This is a genomic window from Burkholderia reimsis (assembly GCF_003294055.1).
In the GTDB taxonomy this organism is placed as follows: domain Bacteria; phylum Pseudomonadota; class Gammaproteobacteria; order Burkholderiales; family Burkholderiaceae; genus Burkholderia; species Burkholderia cepacia.
Genome location: NZ_QMFZ01000060.1, coordinates 17,272 through 33,550, shown reverse-complemented (window position 1 = coordinate 33,550; position 16,279 = coordinate 17,272). Strand labels below are relative to the sequence as shown.

Here is a 16,279-nt window from a genome sequence, read left to right as displayed (position 1 = left end):
AGGGGATTGGGCGGGTGCCTGCGAAAGGCTGTCCGTTGAGGCCATCTTGGGCGCGTCTCCTGTTCGTGTCGTGTTGTTGTCCGGCGACCTTCGAGCCGCCGTCGGGCGAATCGCTGCATTGTACCGGCACGTCCGTCCGACGCGAGCGCACCCCGGCCCCGATATCCGGCGCGCGACGACGGGCCGGCTGCACGCCGTACGTCGAACCGATTCGGGTGCCTCACTTTTGCGCTGACCAACGTGTAACTTTCGTAACCGTCTGTCGGGTACGGAAAACGCGCAGGAACGGCGCCCCGGCGACGCATCGCGGCGGCATAGGCCCCACCGTCCGGGCCTGATGCGCCGTTTCGCCCGGCCGCACGCCGCCGGGATCTCCACAAACGGGGTACGCAATCAGTACAACCACGCGTTCCACACCCCGGTAACATGCTACCGGGCCAACCACCGGCTTCCGGGCACCTTTCGGCGCCCGGCATTGTCGGCAAATCGTAAGCATTCCATGTCCATACAACGACTATCCACGTACGCTCGCCGGATCGCGCTGATCGCGTTGCTGCAGTTCGCGGCGATCGCAACCGCGTCGGCGTTTCCGGAGGCCGCTTCCGCCCCGGGCGCAAGCGGCGTCGGCGCGCCCGTGCCCGCCATCTCGCTGAACGACGCCGTCGCGCAGCTCAAGCAGATGCAGGTCGAGCTCGACCGCATCAAGCAGCAGACGTCGACCGCGTCGAGCAGCAAGGAGCTGGACGCGCTCGACGACTCGGCGCAGGAACTGAGCACCGACGTCGTGAAACTGCAAAGCGATCTCACGCCGCAACGCGCGCAGATTCAGGCACAGCTCGACGTGCTCGGGCCGCCGCCCGCCGAGGGCGCCGCGCCCGAAACGGCAGCCGTCGCGAAACAACGGGCCACGCTTGACGCGCGCAAGACGCAGCTCGATGCGGCGCTGAAGCAGGCCGCCGACCAGAAGACCAACCTCACGAACCTCGCCGAACAGTTCGCGAAGCTGCATCGCGGCCTGCTGAAGAACCAGCTCGCGTTCCGTTCGGGCGGCATTTTCAGCGCGCAGTTCTGGCTGCCGCTGTTCCATCTTTCGCCGGACGATACCCAGCGGCTCAGGGACTTCGACGAAGAAATCCGCGACATGCTGCGCTCGTCGTGGGTACCCGGACAAAAGGCGATCACCGCGCTGCTGCTGATTGCCGCGATCGCGGCCTGGCTCGGCGGCCGCCGGCTCCTCGAGCGCGGGCTCGCCTGGTTATGCGTGAACCGCCTGCCGGCCACCCGCCTGCGCCGCAGCGCGCTGGCGTTGTCCATCGCGCTGTCGACCCTGCTGGCCACCGCCGTTGCCGTTCAGATCCTTTACCTCGCCGTCGCGCGCCGTTACGACCTCACGCCGGGGCTGACCGATCTGTGGGACCAGTTCGCGAAGCTCGCCGCGACCTGCGCACTGATCGCCGGGCTCGGCCGCGCACTGCTCTGCACGAAGCATCCGTCGTGGCGCCTCCCCGCGCTCGCCGATCCCGTCGCGCTCGCGATGAAGCCGTTCCCCGGCATCCTGGCCGCGCTGCTGCTCGTGTCCGGCACGCTCGAATCGATCAACCGGATCGTCGACACCAGCCTGTCGGTCACGCTGTTCGGTCGCGGCATCGTGTCGCTCGTCGTCACGCTGACGGTCGGCGCGTCGCTGTTGCGCGCCAACCGTGCGCGCGCCGCGCTCGCGGCGGCAGGCGAGGCACCCGAACAGCGCTCGACGCTCGCCGGGCTGATCCATGCCGGCGTCACGCTGGCGATCGTCGCGTCGTTGATCGCACTCCTGATCGGTTACGTCACGGTCGCGCGCTTCATCACGTACGAACTCGTGTGGTTCGAGATCGTGCTGTGCACGACCTACATCCTGATCCAGCTGACGCGCGACGCGAGCGAAAGCCTGTTCTCGTCGAGCCTGTCGACGGGGCAGCAGATCAAGCACCTGTTCGCGCTCGAGGACCGCCACCTCGACCAGGCGCGCACGGTGCTGTCCGGCTTCGGAACGAGCCTGCTGATGCTGATCGCGGCCATCGCGCTGGTGACGGGCGGCTTCGGCACGACCCCGGGCGACCTGCTCGACAGCGCGGTCGCGATGATCGGCAGCCAGCGGCTGCAGAGCCTGAACATCATGCCCGACCGGATCCTGAACGCGGTAATCGGGTTCGCGATCGGCTTCTACCTGTTGCGCTCGCTGCGACGCTGGCTCGACAGCGAGTTCATGCCCGCGCTCGGCATGGATACCGGGATGCGCGTCTCGCTGATCACGCTGTTCACCAACGTCGGCTATGTACTGCTGGTGCTGATGACGCTCGGGCTGCTCGGCGTGCGGTGGAACAACCTCGCGTGGATCGTCAGCGCGTTGTCGGTGGGTATCGGCTTCGGCCTGCAGGAGATCGTGAAGAACTTCGTGTCCGGGCTGATCCTGCTGACCGAGCGCCCGGTGAAGGTCGGCGACATGGTCAGCATCGCGGGCGTCGAAGGCGACATCCGCCGCATCAACGTCCGCGCGACCGAGATCCAGCTCAGCGACCGCTCGACCGTGATCGTGCCGAACTCGCAGCTGATCTCGCAGAACGTGCGCAACGTGACGATGGGCAACAGCACACAGGGCGTCGCGACGCTGGTGCTGACGTTCCCGCTGAACACCGATCCCGAGCAGGTGCGCGACCTGCTGCTCGACGCGTACCGCGAGCACCAGGCGATCCTCGAGAAGCCGGCGCCGTCGGTCACGTTCAGCCAGCTCACGCCGGACGGGATCACGCTGAGCGTGACGGGCTACGTGTCGAGCCCGCGGATCGCGAGTTCGACGAAGAGCGATCTGCTGTTCGAGATCCTCAAGCAGTTGCGCGCGGCGGGCATCACGCTGTCGAGCCCGCAGATGCTGGTCGTGCAGAACATGCCGGCAATCGGAGAGGCAGGCAACACATAGAGACGCATGGAGACGCATCACGCGCGCCACCGTCCGCACCTGAAGAAACGAAGGGCCGGTACCGCAACGCGGTAACCGGCCCTTCTCGTTCACGCACGGCGCCCGATATCGGGCGCCCCGCCTCACACGTCGAACTTCACACCCTGCGCCAGCGGCAACTGCCGGCTGTAGTTGATCGTATTCGTCGCGCGGCGCATATACGCCTTCCACGCATCCGAACCCGACTCGCGGCCGCCGCCCGTTTCCTTCTCGCCGCCGAACGCGCCGCCGATCTCCGCGCCGCTCGTGCCGATGTTCACGTTGACGATCCCGCAGTCGCTGCCCGCTGCCGACATGAACTGCTCGGCCTCGCGCATGTCGTTCGTGAAGATCGCCGACGACAGGCCTTGCGGCACCGCGTTGTGCAGTTCGATCGCGTCGTCGAAGTTGTCGTAGACCATCACGTACAGGATCGGTGCGAACGTCTCACGCTCGACCACGGCCGATTGCTTCGGCATCCGCACGATGGCCGGACGCACGTAGTACGCATCCGCGTGACCGACGTCGACGCGCTCGCCGCCCTTCACCTCGCCGCCCTGTTCGCGTGCGTCGCCCAGCGCCTTCTGCATCGCATCGAACGATGCGCGATCGACCAGCGGGCCGACCAGCGTGCCTTCTTCAAGCGGGTTGCCGACCTTCACCGACGCGTAGGCCTTCTCGATGCGCGGCAGCAGTTGCTCGACCAGGCTGCGATGCACGATCAGGCGGCGCAGCGTCGTGCAGCGCTGGCCGGCCGTGCCGACCGCCGCGAACGTGACCGCGCGCACCACGAGATCCAGGTCCGCGCTCGGCGCGACGATCATCCCGTTGTTGCCGCCGAGTTCGAGGATGCCGCGCGCGAGACGCTGGCTCAGCACCTTCGCGACTTCCTGGCCCATCCGCACACTGCCCGTCGCGCTGACGACCGGCACCTTCTTCGACGCCGTCAGCACCTCGCCGACATCGCGCATGCCGAGCACCAGCTGGCTCAGGCCCTTCGGCGCGACGCCCGGATGCGTCTTCTCGAACTCGCGGAGCGCCTTCTCGAGCAGCACGTGGCACGCGATCGCGGTGAGCGGCGTCTTCTCGGACGGCTTCCACACCACCGAATCGCCGCACACGAACGCGAGCGCCGCGTTCCAGGCCCATACTGCGACCGGGAAGTTGAACGCCGAGATCACGCCGCACACGCCGATCGGGTGCCACGTTTCCATCATCCGGTGGCCCGGGCGCTCGGATGCGATCGTCAGGCCGTAGAGCTGGCGCGACAGGCCGACCGCGAAATCGCAGATGTCAATCATTTCCTGCACTTCGCCCAGGCCTTCCGACGTGATCTTGCCGGCTTCGAGCGTGACGAGGCGGCCCAGTTCGGCCTTGTGCTCACGGAGCACGTTGCCGAACACGCGCACGAACTCGCCGCGCACCGGCGCCGGCACCGTGCGCCACTTGAGGAATGCGTCGTGCGCGGCGTCGATCTTGCGCTCGGCGTCGGCGGGCGTGTCGACGGCCAGCGTCGCGAGCGTCGCGCCGTCGAGCGGCGAACGCGCGGTCAGCGCATTGCCTTTCCACTGGGCGAGATCGATATCGAGCGCGGCAAGAATGTCGTTGAATTGCATCACTTCCTCTTCAGGGACAGATTGATCGGTGCGGCGGCAGCGCCGCCCGCGTGATTCGATTGGAGCGCGTTCGCGCGCCCTGTGCAAGCGGATGCGCCGCGCGGCAGGCCCGGTGCGCCGTGCGGCGCATCGCGCCGCGCCACCGCCGGAAGCCCGGCCGGACGGCGCGCTCCCGCCTCGCAAGGCACGATCCATGAAACACATTGTCGGTGGCCACAAGTCGGGCCGCTATTGATATTAACTCACGACTTCATTCCCAAAACGCAACAACTCGGCACGCCGATCCGACGCGCTTGCGCGCCGATACGGGACGTTTCCAAAGCCCGTAGACGGGCAGGAGGACACATCGCAACACGACGCAAGTTGATGACAATCCTGCATCACCCTGTGCGGAAATATCGTTTGCCGGCCGTGCATCGGGCACACACAATCGTTGCGACGTCGAGGTGCAACGCACCCGGCGCGCCGCCGGCCGCCACAACGGCAGCCGGACGCCTGACGAAGGCGACATGCACCGCGCCCCGGCTCACCGGCGCGCTTTCGCACCGCATCACCGCTGCCCGGCCCGCAGCAGGCAACGCGTCGCGCTTCGTCACCGAAAAATAATCCCGGAGACAGCGCCCAGCGCCCGCCATGCATTCAGATGCCCGCCCCGATTCACCCCGTCCGTCCGGCTCGCCGCCCGCGAAGCCGTCCCTCCACCGTGCGCTGCAGGCACGCCATCTGCGGATGATCGCGATCGGCGGCTCGATCGGCACGGGCCTGTTCGTCGCGTCCGGCGCGTCGATCTCGCAGGCCGGCCCCGGCGGCGCGATGCTCGCGTACCTGGTGATCGGCCTGATGGTCTATTTCCTGATGACGAGCCTCGGCGAAATGGCCGCGTTCATGCCGGTGTCGGGCTCGTTCGCGACCTACGGCGCGAAGTTCGTCGACGAAGGTTTCGGCTTCGCGCTCGGCTGGAACTACTGGTACAGCTGGGCCGTGACGCTGGCGGTCGAACTCGTCGCCGCGCAGCTCGTGATGCATTACTGGTTCCCGCACGTGCCGGGCGTCTGGTGGAGCGCGCTGTTCCTCACGTTGATCTTCGCGCTCAACGCGCTGTCGGTGCGCGGCTTCGGCGAAGCCGAATACTGGTTCGCGCTGATCAAGGTGCTGACGGTGCTCGCGTTCGTCGGCGTCGGCCTGCTGATGATCTTCGGGATCATGCAGGGCGGCCCGAGCGCGGGCTGGGGCAACTTCACGATCGGCGACGCGCCGTTCGCCGGCGGCTGGGCGACGATGCTCGGCGTCGCGATGATCGCGGGCTTCTCGTTCCAGGGCACCGAAATGATCGGCGTCGCGGCCGGCGAATCGGAAAACCCGCGCACGACGATCCCGCGCGCGGTAAAGCAGATCTTCTGGCGCATCCTGCTGTTCTACGTGCTCGCGATCTTCGTGATCGGCGTGCTGATTCCCTATACCGACCCGAGCCTGCTGAAGAGCGACGTGACCGACATCGGCGTGAGCCCGTTCACGCTCGTGTTCCGCCACGCGGGCCTCGCGTTCGCGGCCGGTGTGATGAACGCGGTGATCCTCACGGCCGTGCTGTCGGCCGGCAACTCGGGCATGTACGCGTCGACGCGGATGCTCTACAACCTCGCGGTCGAAGGCCGCGCGCCGAAGATCTTCGCGAAGCTGTCGCGCGGCGGCGTGCCGCGCAACGCGCTGTATGCGACGACGGCCGTCGGCGCGTTGTGTTTTCTCACGTCGCTGTACGGCGACAAGACAGTCTACCTGTGGCTGCTGAACACGTCGGGCATGGCCGGCTTCATCACGTGGCTCGGCATCGCGGTCAGCCACTACCGGTTCCGCAAGGGGTTCCTGAAGCAGGGCTACCGGCTCGACCAGCTGCCGTACCGGTCGAAGTGGTTCCCGTTCGGCCCGCTGTTCGCATTCGCGTTGTGCACGGTCGTCGCGCTCGGCCAGGATTACCAGGCGTTCCTCTCCGACAAGATCGACTGGGTGGGCGTCGCCGCGACCTACATCGGCCTGCCGTTCTTCCTCGCGATCTGGCTCGGCTATGCACTCGTGCGCAAATGCCGCCTCGTGCGCTACGAAGACATGGAAATCGCGCCTTGGATCGAACGCAACGTGACACCCGAAACCGCGCCGCAGGCCGAAACCGGCTACGCGGGCTACATCGCCCGTCCGGCCAACCCGACGCCGGGCACCTGACCGCGCGGATCGGCCCGCACCAGCCCACTTCGCACCGGCCGCCGCCCAGGCGCGACAGCCGGTGCCCCGCGCCCCCATTCGACGCGGCGCGCGCGTTCAGGCAAGATCGACGCGCGCCGCCTGTTTTTCCGCCGTCACGAGTCAACAAAATCGCATGCAGAACTTCTACGAAGCCACCGTTACCCGCCAGCCCTACCCGCAACTGACCGGCACGATCGATACGCAGGTCTGCATCGTCGGCGGCGGCCTCGCCGGCCTGTGCACGGCGCTCGGCCTGGTCGAGCGCGGCGTGCATGACGTCGTCGTGCTCGACAGCGAGCGGGTCGGCTTCGGCGCATCGGGCCGCAACGGCGGCTTCGTCTTCGGCGGCTACAGCCTCGACAACGCCGACCTGCTGCGCACGCTCGGCCGCGACGAGGGGCGCCGGCTATACCGGCTCACCGTCGATGCGGTCGACCTGATCCGCGCGCGGATCGCGCGCTACGGCATCGACTGCGACATCGTCGACCAGGGCGTGATGCTCGCGAACTGGTTCGACGATCCTTCGAGGCTCGACAGCGTGCGCACGCTGATGAAGGACGAACTCGGCGTCGACTGGGAACCCGTTTCGACGGACGCGCTGCGCAAGCGGCTGAAGACGCAGCGCTATTACGGCGGCCTGTTCGAGCCGAACGCGTTCCACTTCCATCCGCTCAAGTACGTGCTCGGCGTCGCGGCGGCCGCATCGCGAGGCGGCGCGCGCGTGTACGAACGCTCGGCCGCGCTCGGCATCGCGCGCGAAGGCGCCGGGTACGTCGTGCGCACCGCACAGGGCACGGTGCGCGCGAAGGACGTCGTGTTCGCCGGCGGAGGTTATGCACGCGGCGTGTCGCCGCGCATCGAGCGCGCGGTGCTGCCGATCGCGACCTACGTGATCGCGACCGAGCCGCTCGGCACGCGCCTGCCCGACGCGATCGACGCACCGTACGCGATCTACGACACGCGTTTCGCGTTCGACTATTACCGCCCGCTGAAGGACACGCGCATCCTGTGGGGCGGCCGGATCTCCGTGCTCGACCGCGGCCCCGACGCGATCGCCCGCCTGCTGCGGCGCGACCTGCTGCGCGTGTATCCGCAACTGGATGACGTGAAGGTCGACTACGCGTGGGGCGGCCTGATGAGCTACGCGCGGCACAAGATGCCGCAGATCGGCCGCGATGCGGACGGCGTGTGGCACGCGATCGCGTTCGGCGGCCACGGGATGGCGCCGACCACGGTCGCCGGCGAAGCGCTCGCGGCCGCACTGGCCGAAGGCCGGCCGGTGCCGGAAGGCTTCAACGCATTCGGGCTCACGCGCACGTTCGGGCTGGCGGGCCTCGCGGCCGCGCAGCTCACGTACACGGCGTACCAGGCCCGCGACGCGCTCGCGTCCTGCCGCCGCTGAGCGGCCGCAGCGGCCGGAACCGCCCCGCCGATTAGAGCGGAAGGTCGGCCGGGCGGGGATTTCCCGCATGCTAGAATGCCTTTTCCACGCCGCCGAAGCCACAATAAAGTCACATGAAAGCAGGAAGCAAGGCCGCCACGTCCGATACCCGCGCGCTTCCGTCCGATGCGCGGCGCAAATACGATCCCGAGCAAACCAAGCGCAACATCCTCGATGTCGCCACGCAGGAATTCTCCGCGATGGGGCTCGCCGGCGCGCGCGTCGACGCAATCGCCGAGCGTACCAACACGACGAAGCGGATGCTGTACTACTACTTCGAAAGCAAGGAAGGCCTGTACGAGGCCGTGCTGGAGAAGGTGTACGGCGACATCCGCGCACTCGAGCAGGAACTGCACGTCGGCGACATGGAGCCGCGCGAAGGCATGCGCCGCCTCGTCGAATTCACGTTCGACTATCACGACAAGCATCGCGACTTCGTCCGCCTCGTGTCGATCGAGAACATCCACGGCGCGAAGTATCTCGAACAGCTCAAGTCGTTCAAGAACCGCAACGTCAGCATCATCAAGACGCTCGAGGAACTGGTCGAGCGCGGCGCGGCGAGCGGCGCGTTCCGCAAGGACATCGACGCATTCGACCTGCACCTGCTGATCAGCTCGTTCTGCTTCCACCGCGTGTCGAACCGCTACACGTTCGGCGCCGCGTTCGGACGCGACCCGTCGGCGCCGCGCCTGCGCGCCCGGCATCGCGACACGATCGCCGACGCCGTGCTGCGCTACGTCGCCGCATAAGCGACGGCGGCGGCCGGTTTCCCGGCCGGCCTCATACCGGGCGCGCGATATCCGCGCCCGTCGCCTTCTGTTGGGTCAGTCCGTCGGCACGGCCGACGCCAGTGCGATCCGCGCCTTCTCTTCCGGGCTTCCCGCCACGTAGTACTTCTTCGCCCAGCTCGAATCGGGCGCAAGCGCGAGCCGCGCATGCGCGCCCGTGCTGGTGCCCGTGCCGTGCTGCTGTTTCGCATCGATCACCAGCGCCCGTGCACGATAGTGCTCGTAGAGCCGCAGGAATTCCGCGAGATAGATCGCCGCGATCCGCTTGTCGCGGATCTCGAGCAGGTTCTCGTCGTTGTACTGCTCGGAATTGCGGCTCATGTTCGCCGAGCCCGTATAGACGACCGGATTCGCGCCTTCCGCGTCGATCACGATGAACTTGTGATGGATCACGACCGGCGGAAAGGCCGGCGCCGGCTCGCCCGGAAAGAGGCGCAGCTCGGGCTCGAAACCCTGCGGCACGGTGGCCGGCGAAAAATACGCGGCATCGATCACGTCGCGGTTGTCGCGGCTGCGGTGATACAGCTCGAGGTTCGCGAGCGTCGCCGCATCGAGCGTCTGGCCGGCCTGCTGCGCGGCATCGGCCTTCGTCGCGCTGCCGGCGTTGATCCTGTTCACCAGCCCGAACATCATCAGCCCGCGGTCGCCGGCCGCGAAGCACGCGTCGCGCAGCGCCGCGTCGGTCGGCATGAACAGGCAGAACGACACCGAATGCTTCGCGGCCGCGATCGCGGCGACGATCGTGTCGATCTCGGTGCGCTGCCCCGCCGGCTCCGGCGAAAACGCGAGCCGGACCTGCGCGCTGCCGATCGTCATCGGTTCCGACCAGCCCGGCGACAGCTGCGCGGTCGCTGCGATCGGCGGATTCCCGGCCAGCGCATGCGCACGCGCGTTGTAGAGCGCGGCAAGCTCGGGCGAATCGAACGCGTGCAGCACGTTCGCCTGCTCCGTGAGCCCCTCGGTCGTGAAGTTCGCGGAACCGGTCAGCACGCGCGCGGGCGCCGGGTTCGACGCCGCATCGGTCACGATGAACTTGTCGTGCATGATGTGCGTCCTGTCGCGCGGCGCGAGCGTCGCGAGCCCCTGCAGCGCATCGACGGCCGGCTGGTTCGGCGACGGTAGCGGCGGCTTGCCCTTGCGCGCCGTCGTGTGCGCGTCGTAGACGATCGCGAGCGACGCTTCGCCGTGGGTGCGCCCGAACGCTTCGAACGCGGGCAGCGCCCACAGCGTGTCGGTCAGGTGATAGACGGCCGACGCCGCGCGCGATGCCGGCTCGAGCATCTCCGCGAACACCTGCTCCATGTCGTTCGCGAGCCAGGTGCGCAGCTTCAGCGCCTGCGCGTCGCTCGGCGCCGCATTCGGCGCGAGGCCCAGCGCCGCCACCTGCTTGGCGAACGCCTGAGAACTGACCACCGCGCGGTTGAACCACGTGCCGATGCCGTCCTCGACATGGGCGGGCAGCACGACGTCGCACACACCGGCTTGCGCGTCGAGTACCTGCAGATTCGCCGGCGTGCCGACGACCGGATACACGTCGTAGCGAAACGACGCGCCGCGATCCTGCGGATCGATGCGCGCATCCCACCACATGAATTTCTGGATCGGCGCCTGGTCGGTCGGCGCGTCGCCCTGTGTGTGCACGGCCGGGCCGTCGAACGTCAGGCGGTTCGGCAGCCAGCTGTCCGGCGCGCGCGTCTTGCCGTCGGCCGACCAGAAGCCCGGCGTGCGCCGGATCGCGAAACCGAGGAAATCGGCACGCGACGCCGCATCGGGCCAGTCGAAGGCCAGCAGGACCAAGGTGGGGGAAAGATAGCTGCGCACGCTGACGGTCATTCGTTGCTCCCTGGCCTGGCGGCCGGTCGAGGTGAATGAGTCAGTCTTGACGGCAGTTCTTCCCGCGGAATGACGGTTCGATGAACCTTGTATGTCCGGCGCGCGTCAGTCGCACACGAGCAGCTCGATCCCGCGCGCGGTCAGCGCGCGGCGCACGGCCTTGTCGGGCGCGCGCTCGGTCACGAGATAGCGCGCGGCGGCCGTGCCGTTGATCCGCACCGGCGTCACGCGGCCGAATTTCGAATGATCGGCGACGATCATCGCCGTGCCGGCCGCCGCGATCATCCGGCTGCGCACCTCGGCCGCGAGCCGCGAGTAGTCGGTGCATTCGCCGTCGGGCGTGATGCCGCCGGCGCCGATGAACGCGAAATCGACGTGGTACTGCGCGAGTTGCTGGATCGTGTCGAGCCCGAAGGTGGCGTCCTCGTCGTCGGACAGCTCGCCGCCGAGCAGCGTCACGCGATTGCCGTTGCGTCGCGCGAGCACGAACGCGGTGCGCCAGTCGTTCGTGTAGATCGACAGCCGGTGCCGGTCGGCGAGCGCGAGTGCAACCGCATGCGGCGTGCTGCCGGAATCGATCAGCACCGACGCATCGTCGGGCACGAACTCGGCTGCGCGCCGCCCGATCGTGCGCTTCGCTTCGGCATTCGCGGCTTCGCGCTCCGACAGGCTCGGCTCACGGCGATCCGCGGCCAGCGCGCCGCCGTGCGTCATCACGAGCAGGCCGCGTGCGGCCAGTGCGTTCAGGTCGCGCCGCACGGTCTCGCGCGACACGTCGAGCGAGCGGACGAGTTCCGCGACCGACAATGCGCCCGACCGTCCGAGCTCCGACAGGATGAATTGATGACGTTGTTCCGCCAGCATCGCGTGTGCGCCCGAGGCGACTGGTAATGGGTAAGCCGCCCATTGTATTACGGCCGTTTGACCGGCATTTGACGGCGGCGGGGCGCCGGGCAGGCCACGTTTCCCGAAAGCGAAATTCTGTATTGCCCGACGCGCGCGAATCGGCGCGGCGCCGGTTGCTACACTTTGCGCTTCGCCGAACGACAGACCAAGCAAAGGGGCTCGCGCCATGTATCGCAAAGGCAGTGTGATCGAAATCCAGTTTCCACCCGAACGACTCAACGACGCGGCCGGCGATCCGTACTGGATCGACCTGACGCTCGACGAGGCCCGCCGGCTCTACGAACAGCTCGCCACGCGCTTCGCGACCGACGCCCGCGCCAACCAGCCGCTCGACACGTTCTCGATCGACTGACTTCCGCTGCTTCACGCCCGCCCGCTGCGCATGCCGGGCGGCGGCCGTCCCGTTCCCTCGGCACCGCCCGGCCCGCACCGACGGCCGCACGTGGCGCACGTGGCGCACATTCGGCACGCGGCATGAGTGCAGGATTCGACAAGACGCCGGCATCGCTTCCCCCGATACTGGCCGACTTCACGATTCTGTCCGGCCGCAGCGCGGCCCGCCATGCATGCTGACCTCGCTCGTCGCCGCCGCTTTCGTCGCACTCTGGTCCACCGGCTTCATCGTTGCGCGGGCCATCAAGCCCTACGCCGATCCCAACCTGTTCCTGCTCGCGCGTTTCGCGGGCACGGCCGCGCTGTTCGGCGTGGTGGCGCTCGCCGCGCGCGCGCCGTGGCCGGCCCGGCGCGAATGGCCGCGCCACCTGATCGCGGGCGCGCTGCTGCAGGGCGTCTATCTCGGCGCGAGCTACTGGGCTGTCGCGCAAGGGCTGAACGCAGGTGTCATGGCACTGCTCGGCGCGCTGCAGCCGCTCGCCACCGCCGTGCTCGCCGTTCCGCTGTTCAACGAGCGCCTGCCCGCGCGCGGCTGGCTCGGGATGGCACTTGGGCTCGCCGGCGTCGCGCTCGTGCTCGCGCCGAAGGTGACGGGCGGTGTCGCGTCGGCGCCGGGCGCCGCGCCTGCGTGGCTCGTCGTCGCCGTCTCGGTGCTCGCGGTCGGGTCGATCACCGCCGGCTCGCTGTACCAGAAGGGCAAGCTCGCGCAAAGCGACCTGCGCACGGCGGTTGCCGTGCAGAATTTCGGCGCGGCGATCGTCGCGGCCGTCTTCGTCGCGCTGCTTCACGAAACCCGCTGGATCGGCGCGCCGGCGCTGTGGGTGTCGCTGGTGTGGGGCGTCGTGTTCCTGTCGGGCGGCGCGGTCACGATGCTGATGTGGATGCTGCGCCGCGGCAACGCCGCGCGCGCGACGTCGCTGCTGTTCCTCGCGCCGCCGCTGGCCGCGCTGCAGGGCTACTGGCTGTTCGGCGAAACGCTCGCGGCGATCCAGCTCGCCGGCTTCGCGCTCGCGCTGGTGGGCGTCGTGCTCGCGCGGCGCTGACGCGCGCCGCCGGGTCGGGCCGGGCCGGTGCACGTGTCGGTGTCGGTGTCGGTGTCGGTGTCGGTGTCGGTGTCGGTGTCGGTGCCGGTGTCGGCGTCGGCGTCGGCGTCGGTGTCGGTGTCGGTGTCGGTGTCGGTGTCGGTGTCGGCGTCGGCGTCGGCGTCGGCGTCGGCGTCGGCGTCGGCGTCGGACACAAGGATGCGCTTCACGCGGCATCCCGCACCCGCCCGGCGCACCGTGCACCACGACGATGCAGCCCGTCTCGCCGATGCAACGCAAAACCGCCGGAACGCACGCCCGGCACGGCACCGCGCCGCGATTGCGCTTATGATGGGCGCCTTGAATTTCGTTCCGGAACTTCCTTCATGACATCCGCCGATTACGCCAGCCGCCAGCGCGCGATCATTGCCGAACTGAACGTTGCCCCGCACTTCGACGCCGAGGCCGAGATCGACCGCCGCATCGATTTCCTTGCGCAATATCTTCGTTCGACCGGCCTGCGGTCGTACGTGCTCGGCATCAGCGGCGGCGTCGATTCGTCGACCGCCGGCCGGCTCGCGCAACTGGCGGTCGAGCGCCTGCGCGCCGACGGCTACGATGCGCGCTTCATCGCGATGCGCTTGCCGAACGGCGTGCAGAACGACGAAGCCGATGCACAGCGCGCGCTCGCGTTCGTGCGCGCGGACGAGGTGCTGACGGTCGACGTGAAGCCGGCCGCCGACGCGATGCTCCGCTCGCTGGTCGCCTCCGGCCACGCATTCGAAACGCCGGCGCAGCAGGATTTCGTGCACGGCAACATCAAGGCGCGCGAGCGCATGATCGCGCAGTATGCGGTGGCCGGCGCACGGCGCGGCATCGTGATCGGTACCGACCATGCGGCCGAATCGCTGATGGGTTTCTTCACGAAGTTCGGCGACGGCGGCGCGGACATCCTGCCGCTCGCGGGCCTGAGCAAGCGGCGCGTCCGCGCGGTCGCGCGTGGGCTCGGCGGCGAGGAGCTGATCGTGATGAAGGTGCCGACGGCCGACCTCGAGGAACTGCGCCCGCTGCGGCCCGACGAGCACGCGTACGGCGTGACCTACGACGAGATCGACGATTTCCTCGAAGGCAAGCCGGTCGAAGACCGCGTGTACGAAACGGTGCTGCGCTTCTTCGACGGTTCGCGCCACAAGCGCGCGCTGCCGTACACGCCGTTCGACTGGCCGGCCGCGTAAGTCGCAACCGCGGCAGGACGACTGCCGCGTCGCAATCCTGCGCTACCGCGCGTGGCGACCGGCCGGCAGCGTCGGAGCCCGACCGCCGCGCGCGGCCTTGACGGCTACGCGCGGCAACCCGGCGGCGGGCAACCCTATGCGTGCCCGCCCGTCTTCGACGCCTGCAGCGCGCGAATCCGCATCCGCGCCCCCGTATCGCTGACCGTCGCGTCGTACATCGCCGCGAGATCGCGCTTGAGTGCGGTACGCGAGCCGCCGTCGAGATACACCATGTGCCCCGACGGATAAAAACGCGCGGACAGGTTCTGCCGCACCTTCTGGTCCTCGAGCGGCATCTGCTGCAGGTCGATCACGGTCTGGTAGAACGGCGTGACGAAATCGTAGAAGCCGTTCGCCGACAGCACCTTCAGGTCGACGTTCAGCGCCATCACCGCGGCGAGATCGCCGGCCGTATAGAGGATCACGTTCCCCTGCGCATCGATGCCCTGCTGCGCGCCGGTCGGATCGATGTGGCTGAAATCCCAGTTCTGGAACGCCTGGTCGTTCAGGTCGGTGAACGCGGAATTCGACGTGAACTTCAGCTGCTCGTTCAGGTAGCTGTTCCACATCGCCGTATAGACGCCCGTCACGGCCGTCATCGTCGGATCGTTGCCGCCCGAGTTCGGGTCAATCTTGCCGGCGATGCCCGACGAGATCCCGGTCACGCGGCCGTCGTACGAGCCGAGCGCGAGCCCCTGCGCATGCAGCAGCGTCGTCAGGAACAGCGAATTGCCGCGCGCGTCGTAGCCGGCGATGTCAAGGCTCCACGATTGCAGCGTCGCCGTATCGATGCCCGTGTATTGCGACAGCTTCTGCACGGCGGCCGGGTCCGCATGCGGGACCGTGCGCAACGCTTTCAGGTAGTCGGTGCGCGCGAACTGCGCGACTTCCTCGACGAACGCGCCGAGATCGGCTGGCGCCGGCGTGACGCCAAGTTTCTTGTGGTACCACGCATCGGCTGCCGCGGTCGGCAGCGCGCCGACCGGGTTGCCGGCCTGCCGGTAGTCGAGGATCGACGATTGCAGCGTGACGCCGTTCAGGTCGACGCCGTCCTCGTGCAGCTTGTACGCGAGCACGCAGCTGCGCGCGGTGCCGTACGATTCGCCGAACAGGTATTTCGGCGAATTCCAGCGGTTGTTCTTCGTCAGGTAGCGCTTGATGAACTGCTTCAGCGAATCCGCATCCTGGTCGACGCCCCAGAAGTTGCGGTTCTTGTTCGGCGCGACGGCCGCCGAATAGCCGGTGCCGACCGGGTTGATGAACACCAGGTCGCTGTGGTCGATCATGCTGTCCGGGTTGTCTTCCATCTGGTACGGCGCGGGCGGCGTGAACCCCGGCATCGACGTCTTGATGCGCTTCGGCGCGAACGAGCCCAACAGCACGAACACCGACGACGAGCCGGGCCCGCCGTTGTAGAAGAACGTCACGGGCCGCGTTTCTTCCTTCGCGCCGTCGGCCGTGAACGCGACGTAGAAGAGCTTCGCGGCCGGCAGCGAACTGCTCGGGTCGACCGTCACGAGATGGCCGGCCGTCGCCGTGTAGGCGATGCGCTTCCCGTCGATCAGGATCGTGTGATGCGTGATCGCGGCGGCCTCGGTGGTGTCGGTCACCGAATCGTCGGGGCCGTTGCCGTAAGCAACCGGATCGAAGAACGGCTGGTCACGGCCGTGGCTCAACGCGACCGGGTTGACGGTCGGCGGCACGCCATGCGAATTGTGGTCGCCGTGATGCAGCGGATACACGCCGCCGGAAGATGCGGAATCGATGCCCATCGTGCTGCTCCTGGAGGTGAGAAAA

The 16,279-nt window shown here is 68.1% G+C and carries 12 protein-coding genes; 7 read left to right on the top strand and 5 right to left on the bottom strand.

Annotated elements, in window-relative coordinates; translation table 11 throughout:
• Window positions 1-499 precede the first annotated feature (499 nt).
• Window positions 500-2,956: a DUF3772 domain-containing protein gene (locus DPV79_RS38555; RefSeq protein WP_113047864.1), complete on the top strand. Its 2,457-nt coding sequence runs from the start codon at window positions 500-502 to the stop codon at window positions 2,954-2,956.
• Window positions 2,957-3,078: 122 nt separating this feature from the next.
• Here the strand turns inward: DPV79_RS38555 and amaB are convergent, their stop codons facing one another.
• Entirely contained in the window at window positions 3,079-4,590 is a 1,512-nt protein-coding gene (amaB, locus tag DPV79_RS38550) for an L-piperidine-6-carboxylate dehydrogenase (RefSeq protein WP_021161161.1), read from the bottom strand.
• A 633-nt stretch (window positions 4,591-5,223) separates the two neighbouring features.
• Here amaB and DPV79_RS38545 point away from each other — a divergent pair.
• The 3 genes from DPV79_RS38545 (at window position 5,224) to DPV79_RS38535 (ending at window position 9,015) form a co-directional block, all read left to right on the top strand.
• Window positions 5,224-6,804, top strand: a complete 1,581-nt coding sequence (locus DPV79_RS38545) for an amino acid permease (RefSeq protein ID WP_059648911.1) — start codon at window positions 5,224-5,226, stop codon at window positions 6,802-6,804.
• A gap of 154 nt (window positions 6,805-6,958) precedes the next feature.
• Complete coding sequence (locus tag DPV79_RS38540) at window positions 6,959-8,227, top strand: NAD(P)/FAD-dependent oxidoreductase (protein WP_021161159.1); 1,269 nt, start codon at window positions 6,959-6,961, stop codon at window positions 8,225-8,227.
• Between the two features lie 113 nt (window positions 8,228-8,340).
• Window positions 8,341-9,015 carry a TetR/AcrR family transcriptional regulator gene (locus DPV79_RS38535; protein ID WP_011353990.1) on the top strand — a complete coding sequence of 225 codons (675 nt, stop codon included), beginning with the start codon at window positions 8,341-8,343 and terminating at the stop codon, window positions 9,013-9,015.
• A 75-nt stretch (window positions 9,016-9,090) separates the two neighbouring features.
• Here DPV79_RS38535 and DPV79_RS38530 read toward each other — a convergent pair whose 3' ends face one another.
• Both DPV79_RS38530 and DPV79_RS38525 read right to left on the bottom strand, forming a co-directional pair.
• A complete protein-coding gene (locus tag DPV79_RS38530) occupies window positions 9,091-10,887 on the bottom strand; it encodes a phospholipase D-like domain-containing protein (protein ID WP_113047863.1) in 1,797 nt (598 codons plus the stop codon).
• A gap of 105 nt (window positions 10,888-10,992) precedes the next feature.
• Window positions 10,993-11,751 (bottom strand): DeoR/GlpR family DNA-binding transcription regulator, encoded by a 759-nt coding sequence (locus DPV79_RS38525; protein ID WP_021161157.1) that lies wholly within the window; start codon window positions 11,749-11,751, stop codon window positions 10,993-10,995.
• A gap of 208 nt (window positions 11,752-11,959) precedes the next feature.
• On the opposite strand from DPV79_RS38525, the gene DPV79_RS38520 reads away from it, so the two are divergent.
• Together DPV79_RS38520 and DPV79_RS38515 are read left to right on the top strand one after the other, a co-directional pair.
• A complete protein-coding gene (locus DPV79_RS38520; protein WP_021161156.1) occupies window positions 11,960-12,145 on the top strand; it encodes a hypothetical protein in 186 nt (61 codons plus the stop codon).
• 214 nt (window positions 12,146-12,359) lie between these two features.
• Window positions 12,360-13,229, top strand: a complete 870-nt coding sequence (locus DPV79_RS38515; protein WP_113047862.1) for a DMT family transporter — start codon at window positions 12,360-12,362, stop codon at window positions 13,227-13,229.
• On the opposite strand, the gene DPV79_RS38510 is transcribed toward DPV79_RS38515, so the two are convergent.
• Window positions 13,142-13,423, bottom strand: coding sequence for a hypothetical protein (locus tag DPV79_RS38510; RefSeq protein ID WP_113047861.1), 282 nt, complete (start codon window positions 13,421-13,423; stop codon window positions 13,142-13,144). The genes DPV79_RS38515 and DPV79_RS38510 overlap by 88 nt on opposite strands.
• 171 nt (window positions 13,424-13,594) lie before the next feature.
• Between DPV79_RS38510 and nadE the strand changes: the two genes are divergently transcribed.
• Window positions 13,595-14,443, top strand: a complete 849-nt coding sequence (gene nadE, locus DPV79_RS38505; RefSeq protein WP_113047860.1) for an ammonia-dependent NAD(+) synthetase — start codon at window positions 13,595-13,597, stop codon at window positions 14,441-14,443.
• Window positions 14,444-14,577: 134 nt separating this feature from the next.
• Here the strand turns inward: nadE and DPV79_RS38500 are convergent, their stop codons facing one another.
• Window positions 14,578-16,254, bottom strand: a complete 1,677-nt coding sequence (locus tag DPV79_RS38500) for a S10 family peptidase (protein WP_060325077.1) — start codon at window positions 16,252-16,254, stop codon at window positions 14,578-14,580.
• Window positions 16,255-16,279: the final 25 nt, after the last annotated feature.

Coding starts and splice junctions, on each gene's coding strand:
- DPV79_RS38555 (WP_113047864.1), top strand. CDS start 500: ATGTCCATACAACGACTATCCACGTACGCTCGCCGGATCGCGCTGATC.
- amaB (WP_021161161.1), bottom strand. CDS start 4,590: ATGCAATTCAACGACATTCTTGCCGCGCTCGATATCGATCTCGCCCAG.
- DPV79_RS38545 (WP_059648911.1), top strand. CDS start 5,224: ATGCATTCAGATGCCCGCCCCGATTCACCCCGTCCGTCCGGCTCGCCG.
- DPV79_RS38540 (WP_021161159.1), top strand. CDS start 6,959: ATGCAGAACTTCTACGAAGCCACCGTTACCCGCCAGCCCTACCCGCAA.
- DPV79_RS38535 (WP_011353990.1), top strand. CDS start 8,341: ATGAAAGCAGGAAGCAAGGCCGCCACGTCCGATACCCGCGCGCTTCCG.
- DPV79_RS38530 (WP_113047863.1), bottom strand. CDS start 10,887: ATGACCGTCAGCGTGCGCAGCTATCTTTCCCCCACCTTGGTCCTGCTG.
- DPV79_RS38525 (WP_021161157.1), bottom strand. CDS start 11,751: ATGCTGGCGGAACAACGTCATCAATTCATCCTGTCGGAGCTCGGACGG.
- DPV79_RS38520 (WP_021161156.1), top strand. CDS start 11,960: ATGTATCGCAAAGGCAGTGTGATCGAAATCCAGTTTCCACCCGAACGA.
- DPV79_RS38515 (WP_113047862.1), top strand. CDS start 12,360: ATGCTGACCTCGCTCGTCGCCGCCGCTTTCGTCGCACTCTGGTCCACC.
- nadE (WP_113047860.1), top strand. CDS start 13,595: ATGACATCCGCCGATTACGCCAGCCGCCAGCGCGCGATCATTGCCGAA.
- DPV79_RS38500 (WP_060325077.1), bottom strand. CDS start 16,254: ATGGGCATCGATTCCGCATCTTCCGGCGGCGTGTATCCGCTGCATCAC.